Origin of the sequence: Streptomyces stoeckheimensis (genome assembly GCF_045822005.1) — a bacterium.
GTDB classification, from domain to species: Bacteria; Actinomycetota; Actinomycetes; order Streptomycetales; family Streptomycetaceae; genus Streptomyces; species Streptomyces stoeckheimensis.
The window spans coordinates 8,690,807-8,714,487 of record NZ_CP169550.1 but is presented as its reverse complement, the minus strand read 5'-3'; the positions used below and the strand labels follow the sequence as shown (position 1 = coordinate 8,714,487).

Below are 23,681 nucleotides of genomic sequence, written 5' to 3'. Positions count from 1 at the left end.
CGTTTCTTCAACTCTCCGCTCGGTACGTGCCGTGCCATTATCCGTCCCGGTCCGCGCGGCCCCGCCGGCCGGCGGGCATTGTACGAATGATCTTGGGCGGGCAGCATGACCCTTCGACGGGGCACCGCGGTCGACGGAGGCGCGCGGCGACCGGACGTGGAAGGGACACACCGATGATCCGCCTGACGGAGAGCCCCATGACCTGGGTGGCGACCGGGGACAGCATCACCCAGGCCGTGCTGCACACCCATGGAGCCCGCGGCTGGGTCGAGCACGTGCACGAGCGGATCCGGTGGCAGCTGAACCGGCCCACCGACATCGTGGTCAACACCGGAGTCTCCGGATGGGGTGCGGCCGACGTGCTCGCGGTCCACGACCACCTCATCGGCCGGTTCGATCCCGACGTGCTGTCCGTGTCCCTCGGCACCAACGACTGCATCGACGGCGAGGAGGGACTCCCCGGGTTCCACGAGGCGATGCGGCGGATCATCGCGGCAGCCGCTCCGCGGACGCAGGTCGTCCTGCACACACCGGCGCTGGTCGGGCTGGCGGGCCGGGAGCGGCGCGCGTCACTCCCCGCGTACTGCCGGGCCGTACGGGAGATCGCGAAGGACACCGGCGCGCTGCTCGTCGACCACGAGGCCCACTGGCTGGAGCACCACGGCACGTCGGACCCGATCTCCTGGCTGGACGACGCCGCCCACCCCAACGCGGTCGGTCACCTGCGGATGGCGAACCACACCCTGCGCACGCTGGGGCTGGGAGAGCTGAACCCCCTCTAGGCCGCGGGAGCGGCGATGCGGTAGCCCACGCCGGGGGTCGTCGTGATGATCTGGGGGCCGCCCAGCTTGCGGCGCAGGCGGCCCACGGTGACCGCGACCGTATTGGTGAACGGGTCGGCGTTCTCGTCCCACACCTGTTCGAGCAGGTCCTCGGCGCTCAGGAAGCCCGGACTGGCCCGGAGCAGGGCCTCCAGGACCGCGAACTCCTTGACGGAGAGTTCGAGGCGCGTGCCGTCCCGTAGGGCGGTGCGGTGCACCGGGTCGAGTTCGATCCCGGCTGCGTGCAGGGTGCGGGGCCGGGCCGCGGGCCTGCGGCGGGCCAGGGAACGGATGCGCAGGATCAGTTCCGGGAAGTGGAAGGGTTTGGCGAGGTAGTCGTCGGCGCCCAGGGTGAGGCCGCTGACCCGGTCGCCGGGCGAGCCGGCCGCGGTCAGCATCAGCACCATCGCGCGGTCCTCCCGCTCCGTGATCATCCGGCAGAGCGTGTCGCCGTGGATGCCGGGCAGGTCCCGGTCGAGGACCACCACGTCATACGCGTTGACGTCGAGCTTGGCGGCGGCGGCCAGCCCGTCGTACGCGAGGTCGACGGCCATGCCCTGGTCGCGCAGTCCTTCGGCGACGACCTCCGCGAGCGAGCGCGCGTCCTCGACGACCAGGATCCTCACGGCGCCTCCCCGATCAGGTGGTCCGGGCCGTGCGGGGCGTCCGGGCCGTCCGGGCCCTGGGCCGACGGCATCGCGGCCGTCACCTTCAGTCCGCCTTCCAGCCTGACACGGAGGTCGAGGCGGCCGCCGTGCGCGGAGACGATGGCGGCGACGATGGACAGCCCGAGTCCGGAACTCTCCTGCGATCCGGTCCGGTCGGTGCCGAGCCGCTCGAACGGCTGGGTCAGCCGGTCCACCTGCTCCTGGTCGAGGACGCTCCCGCCGGTTTCCACGACGAGGCGGGCCCAGGAGGCCTCGTCCGCTCCCGTGCCGTGGGTGCCGGCGCCGTCCTCGGTGGCGATCCGGATCCAGCCGCCCCGCTGGTTGTGCACGATGGCGTTGTCGATCAGGTTCTGCACCAGCCGGGACAGCAGCGCCGGGCTGCCCCGCGTCCACGCCTGCGGCGTCAGCCCGCCCTCGACGGTCAGGTCCTTCTCCGCGACGGCGGCGGCCCTGGCGGCCAGCGCCTCTTGCGCCAGCTCGGCGAGCGAGACGGGAACCCGGTCGGGGAGGACGCCGTGCTGGGCCCGGGCGAGCACGAGGAAGCCTTCCAACAGGCGGTCCACCCGGTCGAGTTCGGTACGCACCCGGCCGGCCAGCGCGACGGTCTGCGCCGCGGGCTGCGGTTTGGCCACGGCCACGTCGAGCGAGGCCCGGATCGTCGTCAGCGGGGTGCGCAGTTCGTGCGAGGCGTTGGCCACGAAGCGGCGTTGCGCGGCGAACGAGGCCTCCAGGCGCGCCAGGAGGCCGTCCACCGTGTCCGCGAGCTCCTTGACCTCGTCCTCGGGCCCGGCCACGGCGAGCCGCTGGTCCAGGGTGTCGGCGGAGATCCGCCGCGTGGCCGCGGTGATCAGGCGCAGCGGGCGCAGGACGTGCCCGGCGAGGATCCGGCCGAGCAGGAGCGAGACGGCGGCCATCACGACGATCGCGATCAGCGACCCGAACAGGAGCTGCCTGGACTGCTGGGCGTGTACGTCCGCGAGCTGTCGTTCGAGGTCGAGGACGTGCTGTGCGACGCCCGTGGCCGGCCCGCCCGGCGGCGGCTGTGCGGGAGCGGACAGGGTCAGGTCCGAGCGGGAGAACAGGTAGATCAGGGCGATCAGCCCGATCCCGGAGAGCAGGAACACCGTGGCGTAGAGAATCGTGAACCGCCGCCCGACGGTCCTGCTCCGCAGTCTGGCCATGGCTTCTCTCCCCGTCCCGTCCGATGGCGTCCAGCATGCCCCGCGGCACCTAACAACGTCATGACAGCGACGGTTCGGACCCCGTTAGGGGCCGCTGCGTAGAACCGGAGCATGCTCACACACAACGAACTCCTCCGGCGGGAGTGGACCCGCTTCCTGCGTCCGGCCCGGCTGGTCGCCCTGGTCACGGCGGCCCTGATGGTCCTCGCCCTCGGGCTGCTCTATGCGTTCGGCAACCACGCGTCCTGCTCCGGCCCGTGCCCGGTCGACCCCATCGGGCCGGACGGCACCGCGGTCAGCGACCAGTTCGCCTTCATGCACCGGGATCTGCCGCGCGAAGGCGGCATCACGGTCCGGATGACGTCGATGACGGGCACCATCACCTATCCGCCGCCCCACCACGACCAGATCGTCCCGGGCCTGGTGCCGTGGGCGAAGGCCGGGATCGTCATCAAGGACGGGGTCCGCCAGGGGTCCTCGTACGCGGCCTTGATGGTCACGGGCGACCACGGCGTGCGGATGCAGTACGACTACGGGCGGGACATCGCCGGGAGTTCCGTCAACGGCGGCTCCGTCTCGGAGCAGGCGCCGGTGTGGCTCCGGCTGACCCGGGCGGGCGACACCGTCACGGGCTACGAGTCCTCCGACGGCGAGCGGTGGGTCGAGGTGGCCGCGGTGAAGCTCGCCGGGCTGTCCGACACCGCGCAGGTCGGGATGTTCGCCACCTCCCCCGGCGACCTGACGCTGCGTCCGGTCGGCGGCCTCGGCGGGGCCACGGAACAGGTCCGCTTCACCCAGGCCGCCGGCTCCTTCGACCACATCGGCCTGGAGGGCGCGGCCGCCGGCGGGAGCTGGCGGTCCACCACTCTCGGTGACATGAACACCACCGACTGGGAGAAGTACCACCAGGCGTCGGGGGCGGTGGAGAAGGACGGCACGATCACCGTCACCGGCGTGGGTGACATCGCGCCTGCGGCGACCTCGGGCGGCCGCCCCGTGGAGGGGATGCTGAGCGGCCTGAGCTTCGCCCTGCTCATCGTGCTCGTGGTGGCGGTGCGGTTCGCACGCGGCGGGTCCGGCAGTCGGCAGCCGGGGGACGACGCGCCGATCACCCGGGCGGTGCTCGGGGCGAGGGCCGTCGTCGTGGGAGCCGTGACCTTCGTGACCGGGCTGCTCGCCGTGGGCATCGCGATTCCGGTCGGCCTCGCGGTCCTGAAGTCCAACGGGGTTCCCGTCGTGGGGCTGTCCGCCCTCACCGGAGCGCGGGTGGTCGTCGGCGTCTCCGCGGCGCTCGCCCTCACGGCCGTGCTCGCCCTGGCCCTCGGCGCGGTGTTCCGGCGCCGCCTGCTCGCGGTGCTCGTGGCCGTCTCGGCGGTGGTGGTCCCGTACGCCGTGAGCACCGTCCCCCTGCTGAGCGACGGACTCGCGCAGTGGCTGCTCCGGGTGACTCCGGCGGCCGGTTTCGCCGTCCAGCAGACCCTGGTGGAGCATCCGCAGGTCACCGCCCACTACGCGCCCTCCGCCGGGTACTTCCCGCTGCCCTGGTGGGCCGGGGTCGCGGTGCTCTGCGCCTACACGGCGGCCGCCCTGGCCGTGGCATTGCGCCGCCTGCCGCAGAGCGGTGAGCGGGCCGGTGCCCCGGCCGACGTACCCGTGGGCGAGCCGGTCTAGGCCGTCTCTTTCGGATCTTGCCGGCCGAGCCCGCGGCGTCTGGTGCCGTGGAGGTGGTGCCCGGTGGCGGCGCGGGAGCCGTGGGCTCCCGCGCCGTCGTCGTGCGTGCCGCCCGCCCGGGACTTTGCCTACCGGCGGACGGTCCAGCCGACGGTGGAGCGCAGCGTGCGGGCGATCTCCGGGTCGCGGACGGAGGGGGTGCGGTCCTCGGCGGTGATCGACAGGGTGTGGGTGCGGAGGTCGGGGAGCCGCAGCTCCGCGACCGTCACCTCGGTCCGGCCGGCCAGTCGCTTGACCTCCCGGCCGTCGAGGTACCAGCGCACCGCGAGCTGGCGGCCGTCACTGCCGGTGAGGAGGGGTACGGCCGCCTTCGCGGTGTGCCGGGTCCGCAGGGTGCGGTCCGTCGGGGTAAGTGGGGTGACGCTCCTCGCGTGCTGGTGGAAGCCGGCGATCATCGCCTCGACCCCGGGCAGGTTGAAGGGTTTGCCCAGGACCCGCATCAACGAGTTGTCGGTGGGCCGGTAGAGCCCGGCGACGAAGTACCCGCCGCCCTCGTAGGCGCCGACGGTGCCGCCGTCCGGGGAGGTCTCGCCCAGCCAGCGGTGCCACTTGGTCCGCCGGGCGGCCATCCGGTCGGCTGACAGCTTGGAGGAGTTGGACTCGGCGGGCTCGGGCCCGGTGTACTTCTCGTAGTCCGGGACACCGGGGTAGAAGTACTCGTCGGCGAGTTTGCCGAGCGAGTGGCCCGTCTCGTGGATGGCGACCTGGCCGGACTTGGCGTTGTCCGCCGAGGCGGTGGAGATGCCCTCGTAGCCGAGGGTGGCGCTGGGCTCGTTGTAGCCGGCGCCGCCGTACTTGGCGCTGTTGGCCAGGACGATGACCAGGTCGGCCTCGGGCGCCTTGGCCACGTAGGAGTCCACCTTGGGCTGGTCTATGCACAGGAGCCGCTCGATCTCCTCGCACCAGAAGTACGCGCCGAGGGCCGTGTCCCGGACGGTCGCCCGGTCGGGGTCGCCGGAGACGCCCGACTCCCGGGAGACGGCGTCGACCGTCCAGACGTTGAAGAGGTTGCGGTACGTGGCGTACGGCTCCACGGCCGTCAGTTCGGCCCATTTCGCCTGGGTGTCGGTGTGGAACTTCGCCAGCTCGGCCGCCGTGTAGCCGTCACCGACGACGACCACGTCCAGCCGGTCGGCGGTGGGGCCGTTGTCGACGAGCTTGGCCACCTCGCCGTCCGCCGCGCGCTCCGCTTCGGAGAGCCGGGCGGCCGTCCCGGCCGGCCGGTCGCCCCGTGCGGGCACCCGGGTGTGGCCCGATCCGGCGTCATCACCCTGCTCCGGACCCGGAATCTCCACCACCAGTCGGGGCGCGACCGGGACGTCGGCCGCGCGGACGGGACCGGCGGCCAGCAGCGCTGCGGTCGCGCAGGCCGCCGCGACGGCTGCCCGCAGGACCACCCGGGGGGCGGCCGGGCGTCTGACGTGGTGCATGAAGTCCTCCTGTGGTGACGGGAGTTAAGCCAAGATGTAAGTGCACTGAATCAGTTGCTTAAATTAGGCGGCGCACGACGGGTGCGCAATGCCCTGCCGTCCCTGAATACTGGGCAGTTCGAGCAACCAGGGGGATCCCATGGACGAACCGGCCGAGATCGGCCGCAGGGTTCAGCGCATGCGCACCGAACTCGGCCTGACACAGCGCAAGTTGGCGGAGCCCGCCTACACCCCGGCCTACGTCTCCACGCTGGAGGCGGGCAAGGTGCGCCCCTCGGAGGCCGCGCTGCGCTACCTGGCCGGGCGGCTGGGCACCTCCTACGAGGAACTGGCCACCGGACGCCCCGCCGGACTGGCCACCGAACTGCGCCTGGCCCTCACCGACGCGCAGCAGATCCTGGCCTCCGGCGCCGCGGGCGAGGCCGCCGTCCACTACCGGCGACTGCTCGCCGAGGCGGAGGACCTCGGGCTCACCGACGAACGGGTCGGGGCGCTGCTCGGACTCGGCGACTGCGCCCTGGAGACGGGTGAACTCCCCGCTGCCATCGGCCACTTCGAGGCGGCCGAACGGCTCCTGGCCGACGAGCCGCTCCCCCGCCGCGCCCGCCCGATCCGCGGCCGCGCCGTGGCGCACCTGCTCGCCGGGGAACTGCGCTACGCCTGCTACCTGCTCGAATCCACCATCGACGAGCTGGGGGCGAGCGGGCTGGCCGACCCTGAGGCGCTGGTCCTGCTCTACGCCGCGGTCATCGGGCCGTACATCGACATGGGCGCCCACGCCCGGGCCGCCCACGCCGCCGAACTCGCCCTGGCACTGGCCCCCCGGGTCACCGACCCGGCCCTGGTGGCGGGCATGCACCGACAGGTCGCGCGGACGTTCCTGACGGAGGGGCGCGTGGCCGATGCCGACGCCTCCCTGGCCAAGGCCCAGGCGATCTACGGGCAGCTACAGCTGCGGACCGATCTGGCGCACTGCCACTGGATGCGCGGCTACGTCCACGCCCAGAACGGGGACCTGACCTCCGCCGAGCGGGAACTGCGCACGGCCCGGGACATGCTCTCGGCCGGGCGGGCGGCCCTGTACACCGCGCAGGTGGAGGTCGAGCTGGCCGACGTACTGCGCCGGCTCGGCCGGTACGAGGAGGCCGCCGGGCTGCTCTCGGCGCTGCTGGCCCTCGGCGACAGCCACGGCGCGGTCCACGCGGGCGGGGCGCACCGGCTCCTCGGCCTCATGGCGGAGGAGCGGGGCGCGTGCGACTCCGCCGAGGAGCACTACGTGCAGGCCCTGGCGCTGCTGGAGCGCAGCGGAGCGACGGGCGACCTCGCGGACCTGTGCCGGCTCCTGGGCGATCTGCTGCGCCGGGCCGGCCGCACCGAGGCGGCGCTGGACGCCTACCGCACGGGCCTGGGCCACCGTGCGGCTCCGGGCACGACCACCCTGGGCCCGGCACCCGCGGCGCCGGCGTTCCCGCACCATCCGCCCCACCCACACCATCCGGCGTCGCGGTAGCGGTCTAGAGGTCGATCCAGTAGCGCCGCTTCGGGCCGACCAGGGTCTCGCGGACGTCCTCCAGCACGCCGCCGTTGCCCTCGATCGTGCGGATCGACGCCCGGTTCCCGGGGTCGCAGGTGAGCAGCACCCGGTCGATGCCCAGCAGCCGGGCCTCGTGCTTGACCTCGCCCAGGGCCCAGGTGGCCAGTCCCCGGCGGCGGGCCGAGGGGCGCACGCTGTATCCGATGTGGCCTCCCGCATCGAGCAGGAACCCGTTCAGGTAGTGCCGCAGGTCGATGGCGCCCAGGTACTCGTCCCCCTCGGCGATCCACCAGTACGTGGCATGGACGCGTCCGGGTTCGAGCGGGACCGTGCGGTCCCCGTAACTCCGCAGCCGCTGCGTCCAGGCGGCGAACCCCTCCGGGCTGTCCACGTCGTCCTCGGAGCCGAGCCCCGCGCCGTCCATGTGGGCGTCGGGCCCCCATTCCTCCTGCGCGGCGAGCCAGGAGGCGTACAGACGGGGGGTGGGTGTGATCAGCTCGGGCATGTCCGGACGATAACAGTCCGCCGGAACCGCCCCCCGGCGGGGACGGGCACGTACGGGCCCTCCGGCATCCCTCTGGGCACCTCTCCGGCATGCCGGACGGCCGCCCAGGGCCAAGACTGGAGGGGAGGGGCAGCGCACCCTCCGGGTGCGGATCCCTGCGGGAGAGGGGCGCGCATGAGTGCGGACGCGGGACGGGTCGCCGTCCTCGGTGACTGCCCGCTGCTGCGCCACGGCGTGGCCCGCGTCCTCGAAGCGGCCGGCGGTCCGGCCTTCGTGCTCGGCGCGGGATCGGTCGACGAGGTGACCGCCGCACTGGAGCACGGGGAGGCGCTGGCCGGGGACGTCCTGCTCGTCGACCTCCGGCTGTCGCCCGGATGCCTGGCGGAGGTGGTGGCACGACTGTCGGGACTCGGCTTCGCCGTCCTGGTGCTCTCCTCCGGCCCGCCGGACGACGCCCGGGCGGCGCTGCGCGCCGGAGCCCGCGGCTGTGTGAGCAGGCGGGCCGGCGAGCGCGAACTGCTGGCCGCGATCCGGCTGGTCGCCGACGGCTGCTCCTACGTCTCCGCCGACCTCGCCGTGGGGGCGGTCCCCGACGCGGCACCCCCCTGCCACGTCACGGACCGCGAGCGGCAGGTCCTGGAGCTGGTCGCCCACGGGGAGACCGACCACGGCATCGCCGTGCGGCTGGGCATCAGCGAGCACACCGTGCACTCCCACCTGGACCGGCTCCGCGACAAGATCGGCTCACGGCGCCGGGCCGACCTGACCCGCTTCGCCCTCACGCACGACCTCATCACCGCCACCTCGGTTCCGGGGTAACCCTGCCCCGTCCGGCGTGGGCTCTTCTGCCCTGTGACCGTCCCGAGATCCACCGGACACTGAAGGCGACAGCCCTCGTGTGCCCGGATCCGGGAGGCGCTTCGCGATGAGTGGCATCTTCGGCGACACCCTCACCTTCACCCAGGAGGAGGGCGGTGACGTGCGGCTCGTCGCCTTCGGCGACGACAAGTACGCACGGTACGAGACGCTCGACGGCTACTCGGTCGTCTACGACGACGCCCGGGGCCTCTACTGCTTCGCCGAGGCCGACGGCCGCGGCGCCGGACGCCGCTTCCTCTCCAGCGGTACGCCGATCTCCCGACCGGCGCCCGACGGGCTGCCCCGGCACCTGCGGGAGGGGCAGATCCACCGACGCGACGTGGTGAAGGAGCGGCTGATGGAGACGGTCCCGGAGGAGGACCGGGCCACCACCGACCCGGACACCCTCCTGACCTTCGGCCCCAACCAGGGTCTGCTCCCCGGCTTCGTCCTCAGCGAGGGCGACGTCCAGGGCCTGACGATCCTCGTCGACTTCCCGGACAAGCCCACCGAGGTCACCGTCGACGAGGTCTCCGCCCTGCTGAACAGCCCGAACTTCACGGCGAACGGAAACAGCTGCTCGGTCAAGGAGTTCTTCCGCACCATGTCGACGGGCCGGCTCCGTTTCACCAACACCGTGGTCGGCCCGCTCCGTTTGAGCCTGCCCCGCCTCGCCTACGGGCTCAAGGCGAACCGGGGCCGGCTCGTACCGGAGGCGCTGCAGGCGGCCGTCGACGCCGGTGTGGACTTCAGCCGGTTCGACTCGCTCGGCCGGGGCGTCGTCGATTCCCTCTGCATCATGTACGCGGGCCGGACGGAGTTCAGGGAGGACCTCTGGCCGCACAACTCCCGATTCCCCGCGCAGATCGGCAGCGTGCGGACGGACCTGTACACCGTCACGAGCATCGGTGACACGGCCTCCGACCTGAGGATCGGCACCTTCTGCCACGAGAGCGGCCACCTGCTGTGCCGGTGGCCCGACCTCTACGACTACGGAACGGCCGAGCGCGAGGGCGACGACTTCACCAGCGCGGGACTGGGCACGTACTGCGCGATGGCCGCGGGCAACAACCTGGGCGACGGGTTCGTCCCGTCCGCGGTCTGCGTCTACCTGCGGCGCCTCGTGAACTGGACGCACGACGTCGACATCTCCCTGCCCGGCGTCCACCAGGCCCGGCAGGGCGCGTACGACGAGGCCCTGATCTACCAGAACCCGCAGCGGCGCGACATCGAGTACTACCTCGTCGAGAACCGCACCCGCACCGGCTTCGACTCCCGCCTCACCTCCAGCGGGCTCGCCGTCTACCACTGCGACATCAAGGGGTCGAACGAGTTCCAGAACGGCACGCCGGTGGGCCACTACCAGTGCGCGCTCCTCCAGGCCGACGGTCACATGGACCTGGAGACCAACCTGAACCAGGGCGACGGCTCGGACCTGTTCGGGCCCACGCTCGGCACCGCCGTCTCGCACAGCAGCTGCCCCGCGTCCCTGTGGTGGGACGGCACCGAGTCCGGGTTGACCATCTCGGGCATCTCCGCGCCGGGCCCGGTCCTCACCTTCCGGACGGGCGAGCAGGGTGTGGCGGGGACCCTGGTCACGGGCGGCTCGGCGCCCGGCGCCGTGATTCCCGAGGACGACGCCGGCGGTCTGACCGACGTGATCACCCTCGAGGGCCAGGGCACGGTCCGGGACCTGACGGTGACGCTCGACATCGAGCACCCCCGCATCGGCGACCTGCGCGTGATCCTGATGGCGCCGAGCGGGCGTCGGGCCGTGATCCACAACCGCACGGGCGGAGACGCCAAGAACCTGCGGGTGACCCTGGATTCACAGCCGCCCTCCCTGCTCGCCCCGCTGATCGGCGACTCCGTGCCGGGGAGCTGGAAGCTCAAGATCGCCGACGCGGTCGCCTCGCAGTCCGGGGTGCTGCACGAGTGGTCCCTCACCGTCCGGACGGGCACCTGAGGGAGGACCGGCAGCTTTTAAGCAATGGGCATCGATTATATTTGATTCATGACCGAAATGCCCCGTGATGTGGATGCCCAGCGTGTCCACCACGCCCTGGCCGTACCGTCGCGCCGTCGTCTGATGTCCCTGCTGCGGGAGGCAGACGGCCTGCTGGGCGTGGATGACATGGCCGCCGCCACGGGGCTTTCGGTCGCCACCGTCCGCCACCATCTGGCCGCACTGGCCGGGGCGGACCTGGTCACCGCCACCGCCTCGGCCGGGCCGGGCCGGGGCCGCCCTCGGCTGCGGTACGCGGCCACCCGGCCCGATTCCCGGGAGGAAGCGGCGGACACCCCCTTCCGGGAGCTCGCCCAGGCCCTGGCCGAGGCGGTCGGAGGCGGCCCCGGCGCGTCCCGTGAGGCCGGCCTCGGCTGGGGGCGCCGAATGGCCGGGAGCGGGCCCGCGGCGGAGCGGGTGTTCGCCGCGGCCGCCCGGATGGGCTTCGCACCCCGGGACGGAGCGGGGCCCGACCCCGACACCCGTCGGGTACTGCTGAACGCGTGCCCGTACCGGGAGCTGGCCCGGTCCCGGCCCGAGGTCGTGTGCGCCGTCCATCAAGGCGTCCTGGACGGCCTGCTGGAGTCCAGCGGGACCACGGTGCGGCTCCTGCCCTTCATCGGCCCGGACCTGTGCGCGGCGGACCTGCGCCCCGCCTGACCGGCGCCGTCGGCCGGACGGAGCCTTGGCCGGACGCAGGGTCAACGGCGAGGGCCGACGGCGGGGTTCAGGCCCGGGGTTCAGGCGCGGTTCCGACGGCGGTACTCCTCCGTCGGGACGCCGCCGACGCCCCAGTCCTCCAGGGCGACCTCCTCGATGAGGACGAACGTGGTGGCCGGGTCCTTGTCGAGGACCTTGACCAGCAGATCGGTGACCCCTGCGATGATCTCGGCCTTCTGCGACGCGGTGGCGCCTTCACGGGTGATCTTGACGTTGACGTACGGCACGGGGATTCCTCTTCTCGTGGCGGTGGCGTGGCGGCGACAGTGGCGGGCGAGGGCGGATGCCCTGCGAAGGCGGGGGCCGGCCTCAGATGCGACGTCCGGTGACGTGGCCGCCGTCCACCCGCAGGGCGTGGCCGGTCACGAACCCGGCGCCCGCGAGGTAGAGCACGGCGTCGGAGATCTCGGCGACCTCGCCGACCCGGTCCTGCAGGGCGAGGCCGCCGTAGGCGTCCACGTCGGCGCCCGCGTGCAGGGGGGTGCGGATGATGCCCGGCGCGACCAGGTTGACGCTGATGCCGTCGGCGGCGAGCTCCGCCGCGAGGCTCGTCGTCAGCGCGTGCACACCGGCCTTGCTGACCACGGGCGCGGTGGCCGGGAAGCCCGCCAGCGCGTGGTCCACCAGCACGGTGCCGATGTTGACGATGCTGCCGCCCTCGCCCTGGGCGCGCAGGGCCCGTACGACCGCCTGCGTGGTGAGGTAGGTGCCCTTGAGGTTCCCCGTGAGATAGCCGTCGAGCTCGTCCTCCGTCACGTCGGCGAAGGGCTTCGGCTCGAAGGTGCCGGCGTTGTTGACCAGGACGTCGATCCGCCCGAAGCGCTCCAGCGCGGTGCGGACGAGTGCCTCGCCGGTCTCCCGGGCTGCGGTGCTGCCCGCGACGCAGGCGGTGCGCTCCGGATGCCCGAGTCCGGCGGCGGCCTTGGCGAGACGGTCGGGGTCGCGGCCGTTGAGGACGACGTTCGCGCCGGCCGCCAGGAAGGCGCGGGCGATGTCGAGGCCCATCCCGCTGGAGGAGCCGGTGACGATGGCGGTCGTGGTGCCGGTGACGCCGGCCGTGGTGGTGCTGGTGACGCTCATGGAGGGTGTCCCTTTCGTGGGCGGCGACCGGGGAGTTCCGGTGGCCGACACCAGAAACCTAGGAGCCCTCGATCCATAACACCACGACGGAATATGGAGCATGTGATAATCCAGCGTTATGGATGTGGACTTGCGCGACCTGGAGCTCCTCGAGGCCACGGCCGAGGCCGGCTCGCTGACCGCCGCCGCCGAGCTGCTCTACGTCAGCCAGCCGGCGCTGAGCCAGCGGCTCACCCGGCTCGAGGCCCGTCTCGGCATGCCGCTCTTCGACCGGAAGGGCCGCCGCCTGGTCCCGAACGCCGCCGGCCGCCGGCTCCTGGTCGCCGCCCGCCACGTCCTCGGCGAACTCGAATCGGCCTCGCGCGATCTGCGGGAGCTCCGCGACGGGCGGGACCGGCGCGTGCGGTTCGCCGCGCAGTGCAGCACCACCTTCCCGTGGCTGCCGCCGGTCCTGCGCGCCTTCCGGGCGCGCGAGCCGGACATCGAGGTCCGGATCGAGACCGTCGCCGACGACGCCCCGATCCCGGCCCTGCTCGCCGATCTGGTCGACGTGGCCCTGGTGACCAAGCCGGACTTGCAGATGGACCGGGTGTCCCTGACCAGGCTGTTCGAAGACGAGATGGTGGCGGTCGTGCCCGCCGGGCACCCGTGGGCGTCCCGCGCGCACGTGACCGCCCGCGACTTCGACGGCAAGGACCTGGTCCTCTACGACTTCTACGACCAGAAGCGCATCCCGTCGATGCCGCTGCCGATCCCCGCCGGGGCGCGGCCCGCCCGCATCACCACGATGCCGGTGGTGACCGACCTGGTGATCGAGATGGTGGCGGGCGGCCAGGGCCTGGCCGTCCTGCCGAACTGGGTGGCCTCCCCCTACGCGGCCTCGCACGATCTGGCTCTGGTCCGCATGGGTGCGAAGCCGCTGACCCGCACGTGGTTCGTCGCCACCCGGACCGGCGCCCGCCCGCCCCACCTGGAGGCGTTCGTCGAGGAACTCGTCGGCCGCCTCGAAGCTCCGCGCGTGGACTGAGGAGGATCGGGTCGGGCGGGACGCCGGATCGGCGGTCAGGCCGGCGGTGCGGCGGCCCGGCCCCGGAGGGAACGGCGCATCAGGAGCCCGTACACGGAGGCCGACACGATGATCCCGGCGGGCAGGGAGAGGTCCACGCCGCCCAGCGCCCGCGCGACGGGGCCCGTGTACAGGGTGTCCACGCAGAGGACGGAGGCCGCGATGCCCGCCGTCAGGGCCAGTGCGCCCGCCCAGTTGACGCCCCCGGTGTACCAGAAGGGGCTGCCCGGGGTTTCGTCGGTGAGCGCGGGGCCGTCGTAGCGGCCGCCGCGCAGCAGGATGTCGGTGGCGTAGACGGCCGTGCTGGGCCCGAGCACGACGACGGTCAGCTGGAGGAGGTTGGCGACCGTGTCGAGGAAGTCGGAGACGAGGAGCGCGTACAAGGTCACGGCGACCCCGAGCGCTCCGTCGACGAGGACTCCGAGGGAGCGGCGGACGCGGACGCCGGCGGCCTGGAGGGCGAGGCCGGAACTGTAGGCGGTCATGGCGTTGTTGGCGATCGTGCCGAGCACGATCGCCGCCAGGAACACGGGTGAGAACCAGGAGGGCAGGATGCCCTCCAGCCCCGCCTGCGGTTCGGCCATGTCCACGACGGTCGCGGCGAGGGCGCCCAGCGAGGTGAGGAGGACACCGGGCAGGAAGCCGCCGAGCGCGGTCCAGCCCGCGACGGCAGTCGGGGAGGTCGTTCGCGGCAGGTAGCGGGAGAAGTCCGCGCTGTTGGTGTACGAGAGCGGCCCCGAGGCGACGAGCGTGAGGCCGGCCGCGAGGGTGGCCCACAGGGCGCCGCCGGTCAGTGGTTCCGCGGGCTGGTGGCCGAGGTCGGCGCGGGTGCACACGAAGACGGCGACGACGGCGAACGTGACCGTGAGGGCGATCGCGATCGGCGGGTAGAGCTTCACCATGGTGGCGTGTCCGTAGACGCCGATGGCCAGGGTGAGGGCGGCGATGACCATCACCACGGCGACCTTGACACCGCTGTCGGCGTCGATGCCCGCCTTCTCCACGAGGACGAAGGCGGCGACCGCGGCGGCGGCCAGGTTGAGGGCGATGTAGCAGATGCAGAGCAGCCAGCCGTTGACGGCGATGTTCACCCGGTTGCCGCGGATGCCGTACATCGCCCGCGCGACCACCTCGCTCGGCGTGCCCGAGGCCGGTCCCGAGACGGCGAGCAGGCCGATCGGCGCCCAGAACAGGCTGCCCGCCACGATGACCGCGACGGCCTGACCCAGGCTCAGGCCCATGAGGACCAGGGCGCCGCCGACCACCATGCTCAGGTAGTTCACGTTCGCCGCCGCCCAGACGGCGAACAGCTCGCGGGCCCGTCCGTGGCGTTCCCGGTCGGGAACGTGGTCGATGCCGTGGGCCTCGATCCGACCGGGCCGGTCCGTGTCCGTGCCCGTATCCCTGGATGCCATGGAGCCCTCCGTCTGCGGTCGTACCCACCTGCGATCTTCACGCACCCGGGGCGGGGCGGCGTACGACGACATCAGCGCACTCGGGCGCCGCGGTCGGCCGGGGCCTCGGTCCGTGCCCTACGGAGGCCGCACGCAAGGCAGTTGTCGATGACAGGTACGGTTTCGACATGGACGATTACGCAACGAATTCGACATCCGACGCTGCGATCCTGTCAGAATCGATCAAAGACATCGCGCGGGTGCACCTGCTGAAGCTGGGCGGCGCAGGACTGTCCCTGGACTCGGTCGCGCAGGACTGCGGTCGTGCCGCCGGTGAGGTGCAGGCCCTCTTCCCGCACCGGGACGACCTGCTGACCGCACTGGTCATCGATGCCTACGACGCGTCCGGCGCGGCCATGGAGCAGGCCGACGAGGCCGCCGCCGGCGGACCTGCGGGTGCGAGGCTCCTCGCGGTCACGCGTGCGCTGCGGAAGTGGTCCTTCGACCACCCCGCCGAGTTCACGCTGCTCTACGGATCGCCCGTACCCGGTTACCACGCCCCGCAGGACACCGTCCTGCCCGCCTCCCGCACGCCCGGCGTCCTCGCCCGCATCGTGGGCGCGGCCCTGGAGGGCGGCGAACTCACCCCGTCCGGGCGGACGGTGCCCGGGCCGCCGCTGCTGCTGCCGGCCGCCGTGGAGGCCTTCGGCGGCTTGCCCCCGGCACCGTACTCGGACGTCATCGAGCGCGGGATCGTGCTCTGGAGCAGCCTGATCGGACTCCTGGTGTTCCAGGTCTTCAGCCGTACCCACGACAGCGTCCGGGACGAGGCCGCGTTCTTCGACTACGCCGTCGCCGTGGCGGCCGAAAGCATCGGACTCGTGGTCCCCCTGGACGGGGACGCCCGCTGAGGACCGGAGCGACGTGACGGGGGCCTTCGCGGCGGGGTTGACTGCGCTCCTTGGCAGGCTGCCTTGACCAGGGGTTTCACGGGCGGGTTACCGTATCCCTTCATTCGAGGGGGAACAGCGATGTCGCATCACACTGGGTGGGGTCACCACCCGGGTCAGCCCGTACCACCGCAGTGGGGAGGTGGCTGGATGCCGCCTCCCGCACCGCAGCCGGGAGTCATACCGCTGCGCCCGCTCGCCACGGGCGACGTGCTGAGCGGGGCCTTCGGGACCTTCCGGCGGTACTGGAAGCCCCTGATCGGCGTCATGGCCGTCGTACAGGGGATCGGAATCCTGCTCGTTGCCGCCACTCTCGCCGTCACCTTCGCGGTCGCCCACGACCGCTTCTGCGCCGTCTTCGATGTCGCCCCGGGGGAAGATCCCCGGGGCTCGGACGTGGCGGCCTTCTTCCTGTCCTTCGTACCGGCGGGCGTGGTGCTGCTCATCACGATGACGGTGGGCGCCGCGATGTTCAGCGCCCTGTGCCCCGCATTGATCCAGGAAGCGGTGCTCGGCCGCACCGTGACCTTCGGCTCGCTCTGGCGCCGCAGTTGTGCACGACTGCCGTCGGTGCTCGGCACCGTACTGCTCACCGCACTGATGGCGGGCGGACCGATGCTCGTGCTGTACGCGATCTGCATCCCGCTGATCATCACGTCCACGGACCCGGACGGCTCCGGCCCGCCGGCCGCCTTCGGCCTGCTCTTCCTGGGCTTGCTCCTGTGCGTGCCCTTCTCGATCTGGCTCATGGTCCGGTTCAGCCTCGCGCCCGCAGCGGCGGTGTGCGAAGGGCTGGGCCCCGTCGCGGCCCTGCGGCGTTCTTCGCGCCTGGTCCGCGACGGCTGGTGGAGGGTGTTCGGCGTTTCGCTGCTCGGTTACGTCGTGGCGATGGCCGTGGGGTACGCCATCCAGATGCCGTTCGGCTTCGTCGGCATGTTCGGACTCTTCCCGACCCTGCCGGGGGCGGGCGATCCCACCCCGGAACTCAGCACCCTGATCTTCGGATTCATGGTCTACGCCGCGGCCATGCTGCTCGGCGGCGTCATCAGCGCGCTGTTCCAGTTCAGCTTCCCTCAGCTGGTCGTCGCCCTGCTCTACGTCGACCAGCGGATGCGCAAGGAGGAGCTCGCGGCGGCGCTCACCGCCACCGCGTTCCCGGCGCCGGCGGCGGCGCCGTAGGCCCCGGCAGGCTCGCGCCTACAATGCTCGAATGATCTTCATTGTGGTCAAATTCCCCGTCAAGTCCGAGTACGTCGACCAGTGGCCCGAGCTGGTCGCGGAGTTCACGCAGGCCACCCGTGGCGAGGCGGGCAACCTGTGGTTCGAGTGGTCCCGCAGCCTGGAGGAGCCGGACACCTACGTACTGGTCGAGGCGTTCCAGGACGACGCCGCCGAAGCGCACGTCACCTCCGCGCACTTCCAGAAGGCCCTGGAGACCATGCGCCCGCTGGTCACCCGGACGCCGGAGATCGTCAGCACCACCATCGAGGGCGCGACCGGCTGGAGCCGGATGGGCGAGCTCCAGGTCGACTGACGACAGGCCCGCGCCACTTCACACCCGGCCCCCCTCCCCCGGGCCGCACCCGGCATCGCGTGCCACGGAGCGGCCCGGGAGGGGTGCGCGTGCAACACGTTCAACAGCGGCGCCCCTTCCCCACCGTTGCCCTCGGGCCTCGGAAGCGGTTGATGGACCCGAGGGCCGCGGAAGCACACCTGCGGCGGCAGCACACCTGCGACCACCGGGCACCTGCGTCCGCCGGACACCTGCCCACCGGACGCCTGCGTCAGCAAGACGCCTGGACAGCCGCACCCGGTTCAGCCTTTGGGGCGATACCCCGATGGCCCATCGGCTGTAACGTTTCTTCCTCCACACCCCCTGAGCTGCGGCGATGCCGCCGGACCAGGCGTCCCGCACATTCGTTCCCCTTCGCCTCCACGCCCGCCGTGATCTTGACCCGCCCTACAGTCGTGCCGCTCCCCCGAGATCCCTCCTGAGAGACGTGCGTGACCTCCCTCTTGCCTTGCTCAGAAGACCAGTTGACGTCCCCGGACACCCGGTCCGCCCCGCCCGCGGCGGTGCTGGAGGGAATCGCCGGATACGTTCCGCCCCGGGTGGTCGCCAATGCCGGACTCCCCTCGGCCTGGGGCGTCGACGACGCCTGGGTGCACCGCCGCACCGGGATCCGCGAGCGGCGCCGGGCCGGCCCCGGCGTCTCGACCGGCGAGCTCGCCCTCGAAGCCGGGCGGCGCGCCCTGGCCGTGGCGGGCGGCGCTCCGGTGGACACCGTGCTCGTGGCCACCTCCACCCCGGACCGGCCCATGCCGGCCATGGCCCCGCAACTGGCCACCCGTCTGGGCCTGGGAGGCGCTGCGGCCTGGGACGTGAACGCAGCCTGCAGCGGCTTCCTGTACGGGCTCGCCACCGCCGCCGGCGCCCTGCTGTCCGGCTGTGCGGACCGGGTCCTCCTGGTGGCGGCCGACCTGTACTCGACCCTCCTGGACCCCGAGGACCACACGGCCGGCATCGTCTTCGGCGACGGCGCGGGTGCCGTCGTACTCCGCCGGGGCCACTCCGGGGAACCGGGGAGCATCCTCGCCTTCGACCTCGGCAGCGACGGTTCGGCCGACGAGCTGATCGAGGTGCGCGGCGGCGGAGCCCGGGAGCGGTCTGCCCCGGGCGCCTACGGCCCCGGCGACCGGCACTTCCGCATGCAGGGGCGCGAGGTGTTCCAGCACGCGGTGATCCGGATGACCCAGTCCTCGCAGACCGTACTGAAGCACGCGGGCTGGTCGCCCGAGGACGTGGACCGGTTCTGCGCCCACCAGGCCAACGCCCGCATCGTGAAGGCCGTCGGGGAGCGTCTGCCCGTCCCCGGTCCGCGCCGGGTGACCAACATCGAGCGGGTCGGCAACACCGGCGCCGCGTCCATCCCGCTCGCCCTGGCCGACGCCGCCTCGCGCGGCGAACTGCACGCCGGGGAAAGGGTGCTGCTCACCGCCTTCGGCGCCGGGCTCACGTGGGGGTCGGCGGCCGTGCTCTGGCCGCGGCTCGACCGTGCGGTGCCCGGCATCGAACCGGCGCCCTGAGCAGCACCTCTTCTTCACGCCACCGGGCTCCCCCACCAGGTCCCGGCCCCCACCTCACCTGCGACCCGACTCCGGCGCCGGCGCCCTGCTGCCGCCTGGATGCTTCACCGTGCCCTCTTCACCCTGGCCGCTTCCCCCTGTCCGATTCACCCTGCCCGCTCGCCGATCGCCACCCGTCCCGGAAGGACACCACGCCATGCCCCCGGTCCAGACCGTCCTGACCACCGTGCTCACCGAGAAGTTCGAAGTCTCCCCCGAGAGCGTCCTGCCCGGCGCCACCCTGGAAAGCCTCGACCTGGACTCGCTCGCCCTCGCCGAACTCGCCCTCGCCCTCCAGGAGGAGCTCGGTGTGAAGGTCGAGGAGCACGAAGCCGCCAAGCGGACCACCATCAGCGAGCTCGTGGCCGTACTCCACTCCAAGCGGACCGAGCAGGACGCCCTGTGACGGGCTCCGCGCACCCCCGCGCCGTCGCCGTCACCGGCCTGGGGCTGATCACCCCGGCCGGGATCGGCCGCGAGGACACCTGGGCCGGAGTGCTCCGCGGCCGGTCGACCGCGGACACCGATCCCGAGCTGAAGGACTGCCCGGTCGACTTCTCCTGCCGGATCCCCGCCATGACCGCCGAACAAGGACGCATCGGCGGCCGCAAGGCCTGGCGGATGGGCCGCTTCACGCAGCTCGCGGTGCTGGCGGCCCGGGAGGCCGTCGCCGACGCGGGGCTCGACCCCGCCTCCTGGGACGGGGCGCGCGTGGCCGTGGTGATCGGCTCGGGACTGGCCGGGGCGGCCCATCTGGAGACCCAGACCCTGCGCCACCACCAGGGGGGACCCGAGCTGGTCTCGCCCTCGCTCATCCCGATGCTCATCCCCAACATGGCCGCGGGCGAGGTGTCGGCGGACCTCGGCGCCCACGGCCCCTCCCTGGCCACCGAGACGGCCTGTTCCTCCGGGGCCACCGCCCTGGCCGTCGCCCGGGACCTGCTGCTCTCCGGCGCCTGCGACATCGCGATCGCCGGCGGCTCGGAGGCCGCCGTGACCCCGGTGGTCACCACCGGATTCGCCCGGATGGGAGCCCTGTCCGGGCGGGTGGACCGGCCGGACCTGGCCTCCAGGCCGTTCGCGGCGGACCGGGACGGCTTCGTCATCGCCGAAGGAGCCGCAGTGCTCGTACTGGAGCGGCCGGCGGACGCGGCGGCCCGCGGGCGGCGCGGGTACGCGCACCTCGCCGGGGCCGGTCTCACCTCGGACGCACACCATCCGACGGCGCCGTCCCCCGGCGGGGAACACGCCGAGGCGGCCCTGCGGGCGGCGCTCGCCGAAGCCGGACTGTCCCCGGCCGACGTCGACCACGTCAACGCCCACGGAACCTCCACCCCCCTCAACGACCGCACCGAGGCCGCGCTCATCGCACGCGTCCTGCCGCACGGCCCCAGCGTGACCGCCCCGAAGGGGGTGCTCGGCCACACGCTCGGTGCCGCCGGCGCAGTGGAGGCGGCGCTGACCGCACTCGCCATCCGGGACTCCCGGGTGCCGCCGATCGCCAACCTGGCGGCGGGCGGTTCCGGTTGTGCCTCCGGCTCTCCCTACGCCATCGACTGCGTGACCGGCGCGGTGCGCGAGCAGCGGGTCTCCGCCGCCGTCAGCAACTCCTTCGGCTTCGGCGGGCACAACGTGGTGCTCCTCCTCACCGCACCCTGACCGCCACCGTCCCCCACCAGCAGAAGGCTCCGTACTCTTGGCCGTTCACAGTGCCGTCGTCCACGCCACCGTCCACGTACCGCAGGAGCGTCAGAGCGTCTCCGCGGTCGAGGACCGCTTCCGGGCGGCCAGCCCCGGCATTCCGATGTCCCGGGGTGTGCTCCAGCACATGTACGGGCTGGCCCAGCGTACGGTGGCCCCGCCCGAGGAGCAGCCCTCCGACCTGGCGGTGCACGCCGCCCGCAGTCTGCTGGAGGAGAGCGGCACCCCCGCCCGGAAGGTGGACCTGCTGCTGTACGCCGGCATCCTCGCCGATATGGAGGAGCCGGCCACCGCCCATGTGGTGGCGGCCAAACTCGGCCTGGACTGCCCGGTGTTCGACCTGAAGAACGCCTGCAACGGCGTGCTGAACGCGCTGGAGGTCGCCGACGCCTTCGTCCGGACCGGACAGTACCGGCGGGTGCTGATCACCAGCGCGGAGGTCAGCACCCGGGAGAGCCGTTGGAGCGTCACCGACCCGGACGAGGTACTGGGGGCCCTGCCGAGCCTGAGCACCGGAGACATGGGATCGGCGGTACTGGTCTCGGCGAGCACGAGGCCCGGGATCCTCGGGAGCCGCTTCTTCGCCAACTCCTGGGGCTGGCAGGCGGCGACGCTGCCCAATCCGTACGCGAACCACCGCACGATGGGCCGCCTGGAGATCGACTCGGCCCGGCTCGTGGCCTCCTTCGACGGGATGCCGGCCAAGGTGCGCGGAGCCGTCCGCGAACTCGGGGTGGACGTCGAGGACTTCGATCTCGTCTGCGTGCACCAGCCGTCCGTGCCCTTCACCCGGGTGGCGTGCGGCTGGGTGGGCGTGGATCCCTCGCGGATCCTGTCCACCTTCCCCGCTCACGGCAACGTCGCGACCAACACCATCCCCCTGCAACTGGCCACCGCCCTGAACTCGGACCGGCTCCACCCGGGCGACCTGGTGGGCATGTTCGGGTTCGCGAGCGGCGCGAGCGCCGGCGTCGTCATCTGCCGGTGGTGAGCCCGATGACCGCCGAATTGCCCGAGCACCCCGTACGCATCACCCCGCTGCCGCCCGAGCAGTGGACACCCGCGCTGCGCGCACTGCTGGCCGGATCCGCCAAGGACGGACCGGGCCGGGTGAACCTCTTCGGGACCCTCGCCCACCATCCCGGCCTCGCCCAGGCCTGGCTCTCCCTCGCCCGGGTCCTGACCCACGAGGGCACCTTGACGGGACGCCAGCGGGAGCTGGTCGTCCTGCGCACCGCGCACCGCCGCGGCAGTTCCTTCGTGTTCGACCGCCACCGTGCGGTCGCCGCCGACGCCGGTCTGGACTCCCGGGAGGTGGCGGCCACCGCCTCGCCCCTTGCCGAACACCCTTGGTCCGCACACGATCTGGCCCTGCTGGAGGCCTCCGACGCGCTCGCGGCCGGGGAGCCGCTGCCGCAGCCGCTGTGGGACCGGCTGGCGGGCGGGCTGCGTCCCGACCAGCTGGTCGAACTCCTGATCCTGGCCGGGCAGTGCGCCACCATGTGCGCCACGCTCGGCGCCCTCCACACCCCGCCCGACGGCGGCCGAACCCCCTCCGGATGAGATCCGCCACCATGACCGCCATCGCCATCGCCACCGCCGCCACCACGCCGAACGCCTCCACCGTCGCCTCCGGCTCCGCCGTCGCTGCCGCCGGCAGCCCCGCCACGGTCCCGCTCGCCCTGCCCGCCCCGTACGGCTCCTGCCCCTACGACCCGCCGCCCGGCTACACGGAGGCCGCCGCCGAGGGGCCCGTCAGCCGCGCCGAGCTGCCCGACGGCACCCCCTGCTGGCTCGTGACGGGCCACCCGGAGGTGCGGGCGGTGCTCGCCGACGCCCGCTTCAGCGCCGACGCGCGCACCCCCGGGTTCCCCTTCCTGTCCCCCGGACAGCGTCAACTGGCCACCGCTCGGCCCAGCTTCATCCGGATGGACGACCCGGAACACGCCCGGCTGCGCCGGATGGTCGCCAAGGACTTCCTGTCTCGCCGGGTCCGGGAACTGCGCCCGGCCATCGAGGAGGTGGTCGAGACCGCCGTCGAGGCCATGACCGCCGACGGCCGCCGGGCCGCCGACCTCGTCGCGGACTTCGCGCTGCCGGTCCCGTCGCTGGTCATCTGCCTGATGCTGGGGGTCCCGTACGAGGACCACGCGCTGTTTCAGTCCCTCAGCCGGACCCTGCTCGACAACACCACCGACCCCGGGCGGGCCGCCGAGGCGCACCGCGAGCTGATGGGCTACCTGGCCGGGCTGGCCGAGCGGAAGCGGCGGGATCCCGGGGACGACATCCTCAGCCGGCTCGCCGTCCGGCCCGACCTGACCGCGCGGGAAACGGCCTCGCTCGGGTTCATGCTCCTGATCACCGGCCACGAGAGCACCACCAACATGGCGGCGCTCAGTGTCCTGGCCCTGTTGCGCCGTCCCGACCAGGCCGCCCGGCTGCGGGCCGAACCGGCCCTGGTTCCCGGGGCGGTGGAGGAACTGCTGCGCTACCTCACGATCATCCACCTCGGTCTGGGCCGCGCCGCCACCGAGGACGTCACGGTCGGCGGAGCGGCGATCCGGGCCGGGGACGGGGTGATCTGCATGCTGTCCACCGCCAACCGGCAGCCGGAGCTCTTCGGCTCGGCGGACGGCGCCGCGCCCTGCCCCGCCGAGCTGGACGTGACCCGGGACGCGCGCCGCCACGTGGCCTTCGGCCACGGCGCCCACCAGTGTCTGGGCCACACCCTGGCGCGGGTCGAGCTCCAGATCATGCTGGAAACGGTCCTGCGCAAGCTGCCCGGTCTGCGGCTGTCCGTGCCCGAGGAGCGGCTCGTGTTCCAACGGGACGCCATCGTCTACGGATTGCGGGAGCTGCCCGTCACCTGGTGACCTGCGCGGACGGGTTCGGGTGCACGTTGACATTTCCC

Annotated in this window: 23 protein-coding genes; 16 read left to right on the top strand and 7 right to left on the bottom strand. The window is 72.8% G+C overall.

Translation table 11 applies throughout. From position 1 onward, the window contains the following. The first annotated feature begins 173 nt into the window (after window positions 1-173). Complete coding sequence (locus tag ACE1OC_RS39505; RefSeq protein ID WP_407841099.1) at window positions 174-782, top strand: SGNH/GDSL hydrolase family protein; 609 nt, start codon at window positions 174-176, stop codon at window positions 780-782. Here ACE1OC_RS39505 and ACE1OC_RS39500 read toward each other — a convergent pair. Then, window positions 779-1,447, bottom strand: coding sequence for a response regulator transcription factor (locus ACE1OC_RS39500; RefSeq protein WP_407841098.1), 669 nt, complete (start codon window positions 1,445-1,447; stop codon window positions 779-781). The two genes, ACE1OC_RS39505 and ACE1OC_RS39500, sit on opposite strands and share 4 nt — an antisense overlap. Continuing rightward, window positions 1,444-2,670 (bottom strand): sensor histidine kinase, encoded by a 1,227-nt coding sequence (locus tag ACE1OC_RS39495; RefSeq protein ID WP_407841097.1) that lies wholly within the window; start codon window positions 2,668-2,670, stop codon window positions 1,444-1,446. The genes ACE1OC_RS39500 and ACE1OC_RS39495 overlap by 4 nt, the downstream gene beginning before the upstream one ends. A gap of 111 nt (window positions 2,671-2,781) precedes the next feature. On the opposite strand from ACE1OC_RS39495, the gene ACE1OC_RS39490 reads away from it, so the two are divergent. After that, a complete protein-coding gene (locus ACE1OC_RS39490) occupies window positions 2,782-4,341 on the top strand; it encodes a hypothetical protein (RefSeq protein WP_407841096.1) in 1,560 nt (519 codons plus the stop codon). A 128-nt stretch (window positions 4,342-4,469) separates the two neighbouring features. On the opposite strand, the gene ACE1OC_RS39485 is transcribed toward ACE1OC_RS39490, so the two are convergent. Next, complete coding sequence (locus tag ACE1OC_RS39485) at window positions 4,470-5,831, bottom strand: M64 family metallopeptidase (protein ID WP_407841095.1); 1,362 nt, start codon at window positions 5,829-5,831, stop codon at window positions 4,470-4,472. 139 nt (window positions 5,832-5,970) lie between these two features. Here ACE1OC_RS39485 and ACE1OC_RS39480 point away from each other — a divergent pair, with 139 nt between their 5' ends. After that, window positions 5,971-7,341: a helix-turn-helix domain-containing protein gene (locus tag ACE1OC_RS39480; protein WP_407841094.1), complete on the top strand. Its 1,371-nt coding sequence runs from the start codon at window positions 5,971-5,973 to the stop codon at window positions 7,339-7,341. A 4-nt stretch (window positions 7,342-7,345) separates the two neighbouring features. Here the strand turns inward: ACE1OC_RS39480 and ACE1OC_RS39475 are convergent, their stop codons facing one another. Beyond that, window positions 7,346-7,870: a GNAT family N-acetyltransferase gene (locus ACE1OC_RS39475; protein ID WP_407841093.1), complete on the bottom strand. Its 525-nt coding sequence runs from the start codon at window positions 7,868-7,870 to the stop codon at window positions 7,346-7,348. 174 nt (window positions 7,871-8,044) lie between these two features. Here ACE1OC_RS39475 and ACE1OC_RS39470 point away from each other — a divergent pair, with 174 nt between their 5' ends. The 3 genes from ACE1OC_RS39470 to ACE1OC_RS39460 all read left to right on the top strand — a co-directional run bounded on the left by ACE1OC_RS39470 (window position 8,045) and on the right by ACE1OC_RS39460 (window position 11,393). Beyond that, on the top strand, window positions 8,045-8,689 hold the full coding sequence (locus ACE1OC_RS39470) for a response regulator transcription factor (protein ID WP_407841092.1): 645 nt from the start codon (window positions 8,045-8,047) through the stop codon (window positions 8,687-8,689). 106 nt (window positions 8,690-8,795) lie between these two features. Continuing rightward, window positions 8,796-10,694: a M6 family metalloprotease domain-containing protein gene (locus tag ACE1OC_RS39465; RefSeq protein ID WP_407841091.1), complete on the top strand. Its 1,899-nt coding sequence runs from the start codon at window positions 8,796-8,798 to the stop codon at window positions 10,692-10,694. 48 nt (window positions 10,695-10,742) lie between these two features. After that, complete coding sequence (locus ACE1OC_RS39460; protein WP_407841090.1) at window positions 10,743-11,393, top strand: helix-turn-helix transcriptional regulator; 651 nt, start codon at window positions 10,743-10,745, stop codon at window positions 11,391-11,393. A gap of 80 nt (window positions 11,394-11,473) precedes the next feature. Here ACE1OC_RS39460 and ACE1OC_RS39455 read toward each other — a convergent pair whose 3' ends face one another. Both ACE1OC_RS39455 and ACE1OC_RS39450 read right to left on the bottom strand, forming a co-directional pair. Continuing rightward, entirely contained in the window at window positions 11,474-11,680 is a 207-nt protein-coding gene (locus ACE1OC_RS39455) for a tautomerase family protein (RefSeq protein WP_407841089.1), read from the bottom strand. An 82-nt stretch (window positions 11,681-11,762) separates the two neighbouring features. Next, complete coding sequence (locus ACE1OC_RS39450; protein WP_407841088.1) at window positions 11,763-12,533, bottom strand: SDR family NAD(P)-dependent oxidoreductase; 771 nt, start codon at window positions 12,531-12,533, stop codon at window positions 11,763-11,765. Between the two features lie 118 nt (window positions 12,534-12,651). On the opposite strand from ACE1OC_RS39450, the gene ACE1OC_RS39445 reads away from it, so the two are divergent. Continuing rightward, the gene (locus tag ACE1OC_RS39445) at window positions 12,652-13,560 is read left to right on the top strand and encodes a LysR family transcriptional regulator (RefSeq protein WP_407841087.1); all 909 of its coding nucleotides are present in this window, start codon (window positions 12,652-12,654) and stop codon (window positions 13,558-13,560) included. Window positions 13,561-13,595: 35 nt separating this feature from the next. Here ACE1OC_RS39445 and ACE1OC_RS39440 read toward each other — a convergent pair whose 3' ends face one another. After that, entirely contained in the window at window positions 13,596-15,014 is a 1,419-nt protein-coding gene (locus ACE1OC_RS39440) for a purine-cytosine permease family protein (protein WP_407841086.1), read from the bottom strand. A gap of 167 nt (window positions 15,015-15,181) precedes the next feature. On the opposite strand from ACE1OC_RS39440, the gene ACE1OC_RS39435 reads away from it, so the two are divergent. The 9 genes from ACE1OC_RS39435 to ACE1OC_RS39395 all read left to right on the top strand — a co-directional run bounded on the left by ACE1OC_RS39435 (window position 15,182) and on the right by ACE1OC_RS39395 (window position 23,643). Beyond that, window positions 15,182-15,904: a TetR-like C-terminal domain-containing protein gene (locus tag ACE1OC_RS39435; RefSeq protein WP_407841085.1), complete on the top strand. Its 723-nt coding sequence runs from the start codon at window positions 15,182-15,184 to the stop codon at window positions 15,902-15,904. A 189-nt stretch (window positions 15,905-16,093) separates the two neighbouring features. After that, window positions 16,094-17,122: a hypothetical protein gene (locus ACE1OC_RS39430; RefSeq protein WP_407841084.1), complete on the top strand. Its 1,029-nt coding sequence runs from the start codon at window positions 16,094-16,096 to the stop codon at window positions 17,120-17,122. A 31-nt stretch (window positions 17,123-17,153) separates the two neighbouring features. After that, window positions 17,154-17,477 (top strand): putative quinol monooxygenase, encoded by a 324-nt coding sequence (locus ACE1OC_RS39425; protein ID WP_407841083.1) that lies wholly within the window; start codon window positions 17,154-17,156, stop codon window positions 17,475-17,477. A gap of 503 nt (window positions 17,478-17,980) precedes the next feature. Next, window positions 17,981-19,030: a beta-ketoacyl-ACP synthase 3 gene (locus tag ACE1OC_RS39420; protein WP_407841082.1), complete on the top strand. Its 1,050-nt coding sequence runs from the start codon at window positions 17,981-17,983 to the stop codon at window positions 19,028-19,030. A gap of 196 nt (window positions 19,031-19,226) precedes the next feature. Further along, window positions 19,227-19,475 carry a phosphopantetheine-binding protein gene (locus ACE1OC_RS39415; RefSeq protein ID WP_407841081.1) on the top strand — a complete coding sequence of 83 codons (249 nt, stop codon included), beginning with the start codon at window positions 19,227-19,229 and terminating at the stop codon, window positions 19,473-19,475. Continuing rightward, window positions 19,472-20,728 carry a beta-ketoacyl-[acyl-carrier-protein] synthase family protein gene (locus ACE1OC_RS39410; RefSeq protein WP_407841080.1) on the top strand — a complete coding sequence of 419 codons (1,257 nt, stop codon included), beginning with the start codon at window positions 19,472-19,474 and terminating at the stop codon, window positions 20,726-20,728. Before ACE1OC_RS39415 ends, ACE1OC_RS39410 begins: the two co-directional genes overlap by 4 nt. A 37-nt stretch (window positions 20,729-20,765) precedes the next feature. Beyond that, complete coding sequence (locus ACE1OC_RS39405; RefSeq protein ID WP_407841079.1) at window positions 20,766-21,761, top strand: 3-oxoacyl-ACP synthase III family protein; 996 nt, start codon at window positions 20,766-20,768, stop codon at window positions 21,759-21,761. Window positions 21,762-21,766: 5 nt separating this feature from the next. Continuing rightward, window positions 21,767-22,333 carry a carboxymuconolactone decarboxylase family protein gene (locus ACE1OC_RS39400; protein WP_407841078.1) on the top strand — a complete coding sequence of 189 codons (567 nt, stop codon included), beginning with the start codon at window positions 21,767-21,769 and terminating at the stop codon, window positions 22,331-22,333. An 11-nt stretch (window positions 22,334-22,344) separates the two neighbouring features. After that, on the top strand, window positions 22,345-23,643 hold the full coding sequence (locus ACE1OC_RS39395) for a cytochrome P450 (RefSeq protein WP_407841077.1): 1,299 nt from the start codon (window positions 22,345-22,347) through the stop codon (window positions 23,641-23,643). The last annotated feature ends 38 nt before the right edge of the window (window positions 23,644-23,681 follow it).

Coding starts and splice junctions, on each gene's coding strand:
- ACE1OC_RS39430 (WP_407841084.1), top strand. CDS start 16,094: ATGCCGCCTCCCGCACCGCAGCCGGGAGTCATACCGCTGCGCCCGCTC.
- ACE1OC_RS39470 (WP_407841092.1), top strand. CDS start 8,045: ATGAGTGCGGACGCGGGACGGGTCGCCGTCCTCGGTGACTGCCCGCTG.
- ACE1OC_RS39495 (WP_407841097.1), bottom strand. CDS start 2,670: ATGGCCAGACTGCGGAGCAGGACCGTCGGGCGGCGGTTCACGATTCTC.
- ACE1OC_RS39480 (WP_407841094.1), top strand. CDS start 5,971: ATGGACGAACCGGCCGAGATCGGCCGCAGGGTTCAGCGCATGCGCACC.
- ACE1OC_RS39460 (WP_407841090.1), top strand. CDS start 10,743: ATGACCGAAATGCCCCGTGATGTGGATGCCCAGCGTGTCCACCACGCC.
- ACE1OC_RS39445 (WP_407841087.1), top strand. CDS start 12,652: ATGGATGTGGACTTGCGCGACCTGGAGCTCCTCGAGGCCACGGCCGAG.
- ACE1OC_RS39400 (WP_407841078.1), top strand. CDS start 21,767: ATGACCGCCGAATTGCCCGAGCACCCCGTACGCATCACCCCGCTGCCG.
- ACE1OC_RS39425 (WP_407841083.1), top strand. CDS start 17,154: ATGATCTTCATTGTGGTCAAATTCCCCGTCAAGTCCGAGTACGTCGAC.
- ACE1OC_RS39490 (WP_407841096.1), top strand. CDS start 2,782: ATGCTCACACACAACGAACTCCTCCGGCGGGAGTGGACCCGCTTCCTG.
- ACE1OC_RS39450 (WP_407841088.1), bottom strand. CDS start 12,533: ATGAGCGTCACCAGCACCACCACGGCCGGCGTCACCGGCACCACGACC.
- ACE1OC_RS39435 (WP_407841085.1), top strand. CDS start 15,182: ATGGACGATTACGCAACGAATTCGACATCCGACGCTGCGATCCTGTCA.
- ACE1OC_RS39415 (WP_407841081.1), top strand. CDS start 19,227: ATGCCCCCGGTCCAGACCGTCCTGACCACCGTGCTCACCGAGAAGTTC.
- ACE1OC_RS39475 (WP_407841093.1), bottom strand. CDS start 7,870: ATGCCCGAGCTGATCACACCCACCCCCCGTCTGTACGCCTCCTGGCTC.
- ACE1OC_RS39465 (WP_407841091.1), top strand. CDS start 8,796: ATGAGTGGCATCTTCGGCGACACCCTCACCTTCACCCAGGAGGAGGGC.
- ACE1OC_RS39485 (WP_407841095.1), bottom strand. CDS start 5,831: ATGCACCACGTCAGACGCCCGGCCGCCCCCCGGGTGGTCCTGCGGGCA.
- ACE1OC_RS39395 (WP_407841077.1), top strand. CDS start 22,345: ATGACCGCCATCGCCATCGCCACCGCCGCCACCACGCCGAACGCCTCC.
- ACE1OC_RS39440 (WP_407841086.1), bottom strand. CDS start 15,014: ATGGCATCCAGGGATACGGGCACGGACACGGACCGGCCCGGTCGGATC.
- ACE1OC_RS39505 (WP_407841099.1), top strand. CDS start 174: ATGATCCGCCTGACGGAGAGCCCCATGACCTGGGTGGCGACCGGGGAC.